The sequence below is a fragment of the Burkholderia sp. WAC0059 genome, assembly GCF_002870125.1.
Lineage (GTDB): Bacteria > Pseudomonadota > Gammaproteobacteria > Burkholderiales > Burkholderiaceae > Paraburkholderia.
The window spans coordinates 23,647-33,027 of record NZ_PNEO01000030.1; the positions used below are offsets into that span (position 1 = coordinate 23,647).

10 protein-coding genes are annotated in these 9,381 nt (G+C 64.9%); all 10 read left to right on the top strand.

Annotation, left to right across the window (positions count from 1 at the left end; genetic code table 11):
• The first annotated feature begins 27 nt into the window (after window positions 1–27).
• Complete coding sequence (locus CY652_RS22200) at window positions 28–1,212, top strand: LLM class flavin-dependent oxidoreductase (protein ID WP_102132873.1); 1,185 nt, start codon at window positions 28–30, stop codon at window positions 1,210–1,212.
• Window positions 1,209–2,507, top strand: a complete 1,299-nt coding sequence (locus CY652_RS22205) for an LLM class flavin-dependent oxidoreductase (RefSeq protein ID WP_102132874.1) — start codon at window positions 1,209–1,211, stop codon at window positions 2,505–2,507. Before CY652_RS22200 ends, CY652_RS22205 begins: the two co-directional genes overlap by 4 nt.
• Window positions 2,504–3,208 (top strand): enoyl-CoA hydratase/isomerase family protein, encoded by a 705-nt coding sequence (locus tag CY652_RS22210; RefSeq protein WP_258002412.1) that lies wholly within the window; start codon window positions 2,504–2,506, stop codon window positions 3,206–3,208. The genes CY652_RS22205 and CY652_RS22210 overlap by 4 nt, the downstream gene beginning before the upstream one ends.
• A 24-nt stretch (window positions 3,209–3,232) precedes the next feature.
• Complete coding sequence (locus CY652_RS22215) at window positions 3,233–4,429, top strand: ABC transporter substrate-binding protein (RefSeq protein WP_102132875.1); 1,197 nt, start codon at window positions 3,233–3,235, stop codon at window positions 4,427–4,429.
• Window positions 4,430–4,436: 7 nt separating this feature from the next.
• A complete protein-coding gene (locus CY652_RS22220; RefSeq protein ID WP_102132876.1) occupies window positions 4,437–5,312 on the top strand; it encodes a branched-chain amino acid ABC transporter permease in 876 nt (291 codons plus the stop codon).
• 2 nt (window positions 5,313–5,314) lie between these two features.
• Entirely contained in the window at window positions 5,315–6,349 is a 1,035-nt protein-coding gene (locus tag CY652_RS22225; RefSeq protein ID WP_102132877.1) for a branched-chain amino acid ABC transporter permease, read from the top strand.
• A 20-nt stretch (window positions 6,350–6,369) separates the two neighbouring features.
• Window positions 6,370–7,116 (top strand): ATP-binding cassette domain-containing protein, encoded by a 747-nt coding sequence (locus CY652_RS22230; RefSeq protein WP_258002416.1) that lies wholly within the window; start codon window positions 6,370–6,372, stop codon window positions 7,114–7,116.
• Between the two features lie 31 nt (window positions 7,117–7,147).
• Window positions 7,148–7,948, top strand: a complete 801-nt coding sequence (locus tag CY652_RS22235; protein WP_258002413.1) for an ABC transporter ATP-binding protein — start codon at window positions 7,148–7,150, stop codon at window positions 7,946–7,948.
• Window positions 7,949–8,031: 83 nt separating this feature from the next.
• Window positions 8,032–9,123 (top strand): porin, encoded by a 1,092-nt coding sequence (locus CY652_RS22240; protein WP_258002414.1) that lies wholly within the window; start codon window positions 8,032–8,034, stop codon window positions 9,121–9,123.
• A gap of 117 nt (window positions 9,124–9,240) precedes the next feature.
• Window positions 9,241–9,381: redoxin domain-containing protein (locus CY652_RS22245; RefSeq protein ID WP_146010185.1), on the top strand; the 141-nt coding region annotated here is incomplete at its 3' end.

Here is a 9,381-nt window from a genome sequence, read left to right on the forward strand (position 1 = left end):
ATCCGTTTCTCTTGCCCGACGACCATCATGCCTTCCCAGATCGCTGAATCTTCGCAATCCCTTCGCGGTCCGCTCGAATTTCCGGACAGCCCGCTGTCGAGGGCGAGCCTCCAGCCGCTGATGCTGGGCCTCTTCCTGCCGACGCAGACAGGCGGCTTCTCGCAGTCCACATACCCGCGCGGGACGGACTGGTCCTTCGAATACAACCGCGCGCTGGCGCTGAAAGCCGAGTCGTACGGCTTCGATTTCGTGTTTGGCCTTCAGCAGTGGGTGCCCCGGGGAGGTTTTGGAGGGCGCTCGCATTACCGGGAAAATTTCCTCGATCCGTTCATCTCGACGGTGGCGCTCAGCGCGGTGACGACGCGGCTGATCACGATCTCGACCGTTCATATTCTGTACGGCAACTGGCATCCGCTGCATCTGGCGCGCTTTGCGGCGACGGCGGACCACATCTCGGGCGGCAAGTTCGGGCTGAACATCGTGACGGGCTACGACGCAGCCGAGCCGCGCATGTTCGGGATGACGCGCATCGAGCACGACGCGCGCTACGAGCAGGCCGATGAGTTTGCCTCGGTGATGGAGGCGTTGTGGGACGGCAGGGAGAATCTGACTCGTGAAGGGCGGTTCTACCGTCTTGAAGGTGCGTACGTCTCGCCCCGGCCGCGCTATGGCCGTCCGATCATGGTGTCGGCGAGCGCTTCGCAGGCGGGGTTCGAGTACGCGTCGAGACATTCGGATGTCGTGTTCACCTCGAGCCCGGCCGGGGCGGTCTTCGAGCGCGCGATCGAGGCGCTGCCCGAACACGTGAGGCGCATTCGCGCGCCGTACGAGGGGACGGGACGCGCGCCGAAGGTCATCATTTTCCCGCTGGTCATCTGCCGCCCGACGCGGGACGAGGCCTTTGCGTACCGGGATGCGATTGTGGCGCAGGCAGACCATGAATCGATTCGCGCATACACGGCGCGGCACTCGGGCGGGGATGCCCAGGGCTGGAAGGAGCACGTTCCAGCCGACCGCGTACTGGGCGGGCACATCCAGATTGTCGGCGACCCGAACGACGTGGCCAACGCTTTGCAGAGGCTGCACGAAGCGGGCTTCGACGGCGTTCAGATCGGATTCTACGACTACGCGCCGGAACTGGAGTTCTTCGCGCAGAACGTGTTGCCCCTGCTCGAAGCGCGTGGATTGAGGGTGAGGGGCGGCGAGCAATGAAGCCCGGCCTGATCCTGAACGCCGTCGTGCTCGGCGTCGGCATGCATCCGGCGGCATGGCGGTTTCGTCGCGATGGCGCGTTCTCGTCGCTCGGCCTGCCGTTCTATCGGGAGTTGGGACGGCTCGCCGAGTCCGCATGCCTGCATGCGCTGTTTTTGGCCGATACGCTGGCCGTCAACGAGGAAAACTTCGAACGGCCGAATCTCGGTGCGATGGATCCGCTTGTTGCGCTCGCCTCGATTGCGGGCACGACGAGCCATCTTGGCCTGGTCGCGACTGCGTCGACGACGTACAACGATCCGTTCAATCTCGCGCGCCGCGTGTCGACGCTCGACCATCTGAGCGATGGCCGCGCGGGCTGGAACGTCGTCACGACGTTCGTGCCCGACGTGGCCGCCAATTTCGGCAATGCGCCGCTGCCGGACGCCGATGCGCGCTATGCCCGCGCGGAGGAGTTCGTCGACGTCGTGCGCTCGCTATGGGGTAGCTGGGCGCCGCAGGCACTCGTCGGGGACAAGGCGCGAGGCGTCTACGTGGACGCCTCGCGGGTGAGGACGGTCGATTACCACGGTGCCCATTTCGACGTACGCGGTCCGCTGACGCTTCCGCCCTCGCGGCAGGGCGCGCCGGTGCTGTTTCAGGCCGGCTCGTCCGGAGCCGGGCGCGCGCTTGCCGCGCGAACGGCAGACGTCGTGTTTACCGCGCAGAACACGTTGTCCGGCGCGCAGACGTTTCGCGCCGATATCCGGCGTCGGGCACAGGGGTTCGATCGCGATCCGGAGAGTGTGAAGGTGTTGCCGGGTCTGTTGCCGCTTCTGGGGGGCACCGAGGCGGAAGCGCGCCGTCGCAAGCGCGAGCTGGATGAGCTGGGCGGCGACGCGGAACTGAAGAAGCTGGCGCTGCGCGTCGGCGTGCCGGTCGACGCGCTCGAGCTCGACAAGCCTCTGCCGTTCGAGCAAATCCGGAACAATCCGTCGTTCAGGGGCGCGGAAGGTTTTCGTAGTGCTGCGCTCGAGTTGGGGCGGCGCGAGGGGTTGACGGTGCGCGAGATTCTCTACCGGAACGGCGGTGGCCACTTGCAGGTGGTCGGCACGCCGGAGCAGGTCGCGCAGACGATCGGGGACTGGTTCGACCAGCGCGCGTGCGACGGCTTCAACCTGATGATCGACGTGCTGCCCGACGGGCTCGGCGACTTCGCGGCGCAGGTCGTTCCGCTGCTGCAGAAGCGCGGCGTATTTCGCCGCGAGCCGGACGGCGCGACGTTGCGCTCCAATCTTGGATTACGGGGTAAATGATGCTGCTTTATTCGAAGGAAAACGACGTGGCGCGCATCACGTTCGACAGTCCGGCGACGTCGAACGCGATTACGTTCCGGGTGATGAACGATTACATCGACGCGCTCGTTGCCGCGCGTGAGAGCGGTGCGCGCTTTTTGCTGATCGACGCGAACGGTCCGGATTTTTCGGTCGGTCGGGACCAGAAAGAACGCGTGCCCGACGTGAGCCGCGAGCAGAATCTGACGTTGATCCTGAAGGCCAATGCCGCACTGCGTGCGTTCAGCGGCGTCAGCATCGCGCTGATTCAGGGGCGTGCGCTCGGCTTCGGCTCCGGCATCGCGTTGCACAGCACGATCTCGATCGGCGCGAGCGATGCGGTGCTCGGTTTCGACGAAATCCAGCATGGCCTCGCACCGCTCGTGGTTGCCGCGTACGCGCCTTACTTCATCGCGCCGCGTATCGCGCAGGAGCTCGTGATTACCGGCCGCCCGGTACCGGCTGCGGAGGCCCGCGAAATCGGGTTGTTGAGCCGGGTGGTGCCGGCTACCGAACTCGCGCGGGCGGGACGGGAGACGATCGATAGCCTTGCGGGGTACCTGCCTTCGGCCATCCGGCTGCTGCGCGAGTATCACGAGAGCGGGGCGAGCTACCCGGACGCATCGACGCTGGAAGCAGCCGTGCAACGGCTTGCGGACTGGCTCGGACAAGGCAAGCCCTGATATCGACGGTAACGGGAATAAACCATGAAGATAAAATCGTTCATCATCTCGGCGCTGACGGGGGGGGCGCTGGTTGCCGGCTGCACGCCGGCCTTCGCGGCCGACGCGCCGTTCAGGCTCGGCTATCTGGTCGACGCGTCGGGCCCGCAGGCAACGACGCTCAAGCCGACTTTCGATGCATTCCAGCTCTATGTCGCGCGCCTCAATCGCGCGGGAGGCGTGAACGGCCGGCAGATCGAGATCGTCACGCGCGACATCCAGAGCGACACACAGCGCTCGCTGGACGCAGTTCAGTCGCTAAAGGCCGACGGCGTGTCGGGGCTGCTCGGTCTTGGCGCGACCAACACCCATGCAGCCGTCTATGCCGCTGCACAGAGGCTGGCGTTGCCGGTAATCGCCGCGAACCCGATCAATATCCCGATCGTGCTGCCGCCTGCAAAGCCGTATGCGTTCGGGATCGGCCAGGAGCTGAGCCTCACGGGGACCGTCGGCGGCCATTTCGCGCACCAGATTCGTCCGCAGGGCAAGACCATCGCGTGCGTGGCGTTCGAGGTGCCCGGTTCGATTCTCGGCTGCAGCAAGATTCTCGCGCAGGCAAAGGCGGAAGGGTACGAGCACGGCGAGCTTTACACGGTGCCGATCGACCAGCGCGATTTCCGCGCGGTCGTGGACAGGATCGTTGCGCTGAATCCCGACGTGGTGGCCGACTGCATTGGCCGCGAGCACGTGGCCGCGCTGTTGCCAATTCTCTCGCGCTCGGCGTATCACGGGGTGTTCCTGTCGATGGATACCGGCATCGGCGACGACACGCTGACTGACGCGGTGTCTGCCGATTCGAAGCTGCAGGTCTACAGCTACACGCGCTTCGTTACCAACACGGACGGTAGCGGGCCGCAGGTCGACGCGTTGCGCGCGGCATTGAGGGACGCCCATCTGCCCGACAACGACGCGAGCTATGCGGGCGGCTGGGCGCTCGGCCTCGTCGTGACCGATGCGTTGCGCCAGTGCACCGGCGCATGCGGGCCGGACGCGTTTCGCGCGGCGCTCGAGAAGGTCGACGTCGACAGCGGCGGCTTGACGGGTACCCGGCTGACTTTCACGGCCGCGGATCACTATGGACCGTCTGCCTATCGGCTCTATCAGTTGAATCCAGCGACGAAGCGCTTCACCGCGATTGGCGGCTGGCAGCGTATCGCAAGCAACGGGCAGCTCGCCGATTGAGCATGAAATGAACGTCCTGTCCTTTTTGCTCGATCTACTGAGCAGCGCCGTGACTTACGCGCTGTTCGGCCTCGCTGTCGTGCTGGCGTACCGGACGAGCCGCGTGCTGATGTTCTGCGTCGGCGAGATCGGCATGGCGAGCGCCTACGTGCTGCGCAGCGTGTGGCTGTGGGTGGACGGCACGGTCGGCGGTTTCGTGCTTGCCGCCGCAGCGGCGCTCGGTTTCGCCGCGCTGGCAGGCTGGATACTCTATGCGCTGTTGCGTCGGCTGCCGTCCGGCGGCGATCGTTTTCTCGGTACCGTGGTCACGATTGCGGTCAGCATTTTTCTGGATGGACTGATGTCGGCAGTCTGGGGAGGAGAAACCGTGCCATTGCCGTTTCCGCACGGCACGGTGACGATCGACGGCGCGTCGCTGTCGATCGTGAGTCTCGGTATCGTCGTGGCGGGTAGTGTGCTGCTCACCGGCTTGCTGCTCGCGTTTTATCGCACGCGCGCGGGCATCGAGTTGCAGGCGGTGGCGGGCAACTGGCAACTGGCGGTGCTCAACGGCATTCCCGCCGCTCGCTGGCTCGCCGCAGCATGGATTATCGCTGCGATGGTCGGCGCGGTGGCCGGCGTTTCGTCGGCGGCCGTTTCCGCCGTGTCGGCGAGCGGCGTCGCAGTGGGCTTTTCCGGCATCGTTGCCGCGATCATGGGCGGGCTCACGAGTCCCGCCGGCGCAATCGCCGGCGCGCTGGTGCTCGCGGCGGGCGAGAACGTCACGAGCCTGTATTTCGATGCGCGTTATAGCGTGGCCGTGCCGGTCGTGCTGCTGGTGCTGCTGCTCGCGCTGCGCCCCTCCGGGTTGAGCGGCCGGACCGAGCGCATATCGAGGACTTGAGCATGGCGAGCCTCGTTCCTGCTTTACTCGATCCGGCCGTGAACAAGCCTGCGAAGCGCGCCGCGACATTACGCACGGCGGCGACCGTCGCCGTCGTGCTGATTGCGCTGGCCGTGCCGCTGGTTTTGGGCGGCTATGGACTATACGTTGCCGCCAGCGGCGCAATGATGGCTGTCGGTGCCATGGCGCTAACGGTACTGTCGGGCTCCGCCGGGCTGCCGTCGCTTGGCACCGCCGCATTTCTGGCTATCGGGGCGTTCACGTCCGGCATTCTCGCGACCCAGTGCGGGCTCGGGTTCGTGCCGGCTGTTCTGATCGCCTTGCTGCTCGGCTTCGCGGTCGGTTTGACGATCGCGTTGCTGACGTTGAGGGTATCCGGCCTGTACCTCGCGGTCGGTACGCTGGCGCTGCAGCATGTCGTGCAGATTGTCGCGACCGATCTCGACCTGAAGCTGACCTACGCAAGCGGATTCATGCTCGACGTCCCCCGCATTGCCGGCTGGTCGGTCAGTACGCCGGTTCGGTGGTGGGGGCTGGCCGCCGCGATGGTAGCGCTCGTCTACACGCTGTTCTCGCGGCTGCAGCGCGGACACGTCGGGCGCGAGTGGGCGCTGCTGAAAGCCGAGCCGAACGCGGCGGCGGCGCTGGGCGTATCGGCTGTGCGCACGCGGCTTGCGGTGTTTGCGCTGACGTCGGCGGTCATTGCCACCGCGGGCGCGGTGGACGGCTACCGGCTCGGCAACGTGCAGGCCGCCAGCTACACGCTGCATTTGGCGATTACCTATCTGACGGTGGTGGCGCTGGGCGGAGCGGGCAGGCTCGTCGGCGCAATCGTCGCTTCGTACGCGCTCGTCGTCCTGCCGGATGCCGTCGACGCATTGCTGGGTGGGATGGGCGTCGACGTGACGTCGCACGGCGCGGGCATCGACAACATGCTGATAGGCGCGATTCTCGCGTTCGCGCTGCTTGGTGGGCTCGCCCGCCTGAGCCGGGCAATCATGGCGCGGCGCACGACGATCCGACAGGAGGCTCGATGACTGACTCTGCATTGCTGGAGGTGCGCGAGCTTTCGATTGCCTATGGATCGAATCGCGCATTGCAGGACGTTTCATTCAGCCTCCGACGCGGGCGCGGCCTTGCGCTCGCGGGCAGCAACGGCGCCGGCAAGACCTCGGTGCTCGGCGCCATCGCCGGGCTGCGCGTGTCACGCCAGACCGTCGGCGGAAAAATCGTGTTCGACGGCGTCGCGCTGGAGCAGGGGGAGGTGGCGGCCCGAATCGCAGCGGGCATTCGTCTCGTGCCGGATCGGGACAAGGTGTTCGGCCTGCTGACGGTTGCCGAAAATCTGGCGATCGGCGGCGCGCGCACGCCCAACGGCGCCATCCGGCTGGACGACGTAATCGGCTGGTTTCCCCGGCTTGGCGAGCGCATTTGCTCGCTCGCTGGCAACCTGTCCGGCGGCGAGCAGCAGATGCTCGGCATCGGCATGGCGCTTCTCGGCTCGCCTCAACTGCTTTTGCTCGACGAACCGACGCTCGGGCTTGCCGTGCCGGTGATCGAGGATCTGTGTATGCGTCTCGCCCGGCTGCGGCAGGAAACGGACCTGACGATGATCGTCGCGGAGTCCGATTCGCAATGGCTGACCGGGTTCGCTGACCGCGCGCTCCTGCTTGATCGCGGCCGCGCCTTGCGCCGTTTCGATTCCCTGGCGGCCGGGGACTTGCCGGTCATCCACGATCTGATGGTGGGGCTTGTGGTGGAAGACAGGAAATACCGCAGGGACAACCATGATGTCACGGCCTGAACCGCCGGAGGCAACTGGGCACGGGGAAAACGTGCTGCGACTCGAGCGGGTCAGTTTGTCGTTCGGCGGACTCCAGGTATTGCGTGAGGTCGCGCTGACGCTCGAGGCCGGGGAGGTGCTCGCGCTGATCGGGCCGAACGGGGCGGGCAAGTCCGCGCTGCTCAATTGTATTGGCGGCCTTTACCGGCCGTCGCCCGGCAGCGAGATATGGCTGCGAGGCAGACGTATCGATGCGTTGCCGCCGCACCGGATCGCCCGTCTCGGGGTCGGACGCACGTTTCAGGGGCTCAAGCTCGTGAACGATCGGTCGGTACTGGACAACATCCTGCTTGGCTGGACGCCGCGCTTCTCGTCGGGGGCACTTGGCAGTCTCGCGTTTGCGGTACGCACCTGGCGCGAGGAGCGCGAGGCGAGGCTGAGGGCGCGCGAGGTAGCGGATTTGTGCGGTCTCACCGACGTGCTCGACGTGCGTTGCGCGGATCTGCCGCTCGGCATGCTGCGGCGCGTGGACCTGGCGCGCGCACTGGTGGGTGAGCCTCAGGTGCTCCTGCTCGACGAGCCGGCGTCGGGCCTGAGCCATGACGAACGTCCGTTGATCGGCGAGATGGTCCGGGTCGCGCGCAGTCGCAAGGGCTTGTCTGTGCTATGGATCGAGCATGACCTGGATCTGGTGTTGTCGGAGGCGCAGCGTGCCATCGTGCTCCATCACGGGACGGTGGTGGCCTCCGGCGATCCTGCCATGGCAGACGGTCGCGTGCGCCTGCTCGACGGCTATCGGACGGGGACGTCCTCTACCCAGCTACCCAGCATTGACGCGAGTACAGCCGGCTGAATCGGCCGGATACCTGTAGAGGAAAAGATCAGGTTTCCGCTTTCGATGCGGAAATGGTCGAAATTTAATTAAATTGATTAGTTATGGAAAATATGAAATTTAAATCGTTGGCATTTTCAATATTCGCACTACTTATGGTATCAGGAGTTCATGCCCAGAGCAGCGTGACGTTGTACGGAAGCCTTGACGAAGGAATCACCTATAACACCAATGCGAAGGGTAACGGCACGGCCACCGTCGGCCCCGTCGCGGTGCCGGACTTCTTCGGACTGAAGGGTGCCGAGGATCTGGGTGGCGGGTTGAAGGCCATCTTTGCGTTGCAGGACGGCTTTCTTTCGAATACCGGCGCAGGCACGATCGCGGGGGAGGCGTTCAGTCAATTCTCGTGGGTGGGCCTGTCCTCGCGGACATTGGGTTCCCTGACGTTTGGCCGTCAGCTCGATCTGACGACTGAGGCGTTGCGGCTCAATTCGAACGGCAGCATCCAGTACACGTTCTATCTGTTCCACCCGGCGAACCTGGACGACATTGGCATTCTCGGCGATTCGATCAACAATTCAGTCCGATACACGACGCCGACGGTCCGTGGCTGGAAAGCGAGCATAGTCTACGGGCTGGCGGACTCGGGCACTCAGCCGGGCAGTGTGTTCAGCACCGACGTGTCCTATGCAGACGGGCCGTTTCGCGCTTCGGCGGTCTATAGCCGTTGGCGCGATCATTTGATCAATATTGGTCCGGATCTTGGGTACGGGAGCTTCCTTGGCGAGAATCTGTCGAGCGGTGCGACTTTCCTCGCCAAGACGCAGGAGATCGGCGGTATTTCAGCGTTCTATTCGATTGCCAACAGGGTTGACCTGCACGGCATGTTGACCCAGGTGAACCTGGGGACCGAGACGGGCGCAGGCAGGATGCGCACGGCGGAAGCCGGAGCTGACATCCATACCGGAGGGGCGAACACGGTGAACCTCGGCGGCTATGTTTCGTGGCTGACGGGAACGCGTTACGCCGAACTCGGTGTCGGGGATGTCTATGCGCTATCGGCGCGTACGATCGTCTATGCGCAGGTCGACTGGCAGCATGCAACCGGAAACGGAACAGCCGCGATGGCGCTGCTCACGCCGTCTTCGAGCGAAAACCAGATGGCATTTCGCGTCGGCGTGCATCACTTTTTCTAGGCAAGGTCATTACCCTGGAGTGGCCGCGTTGCGGAGATTCCGGTGGATGTCGTTTCGTGGGCGGCTTTGCCGCCCATTGCTTTCCCAACCTACTATTCAAGCAGAGGAGAATCGATCATGAGTCTACGTCTTGGCGATACCGCGCCCGACTTCGAGCAGGATTCGAGCATTGGCCGCATCAAGTTCCACGAGTGGCTGGGCGATAGCTGGGGCGTGCTGTTTTCCCACCCGGCCGACTTCACGCCGGTATGCACGACC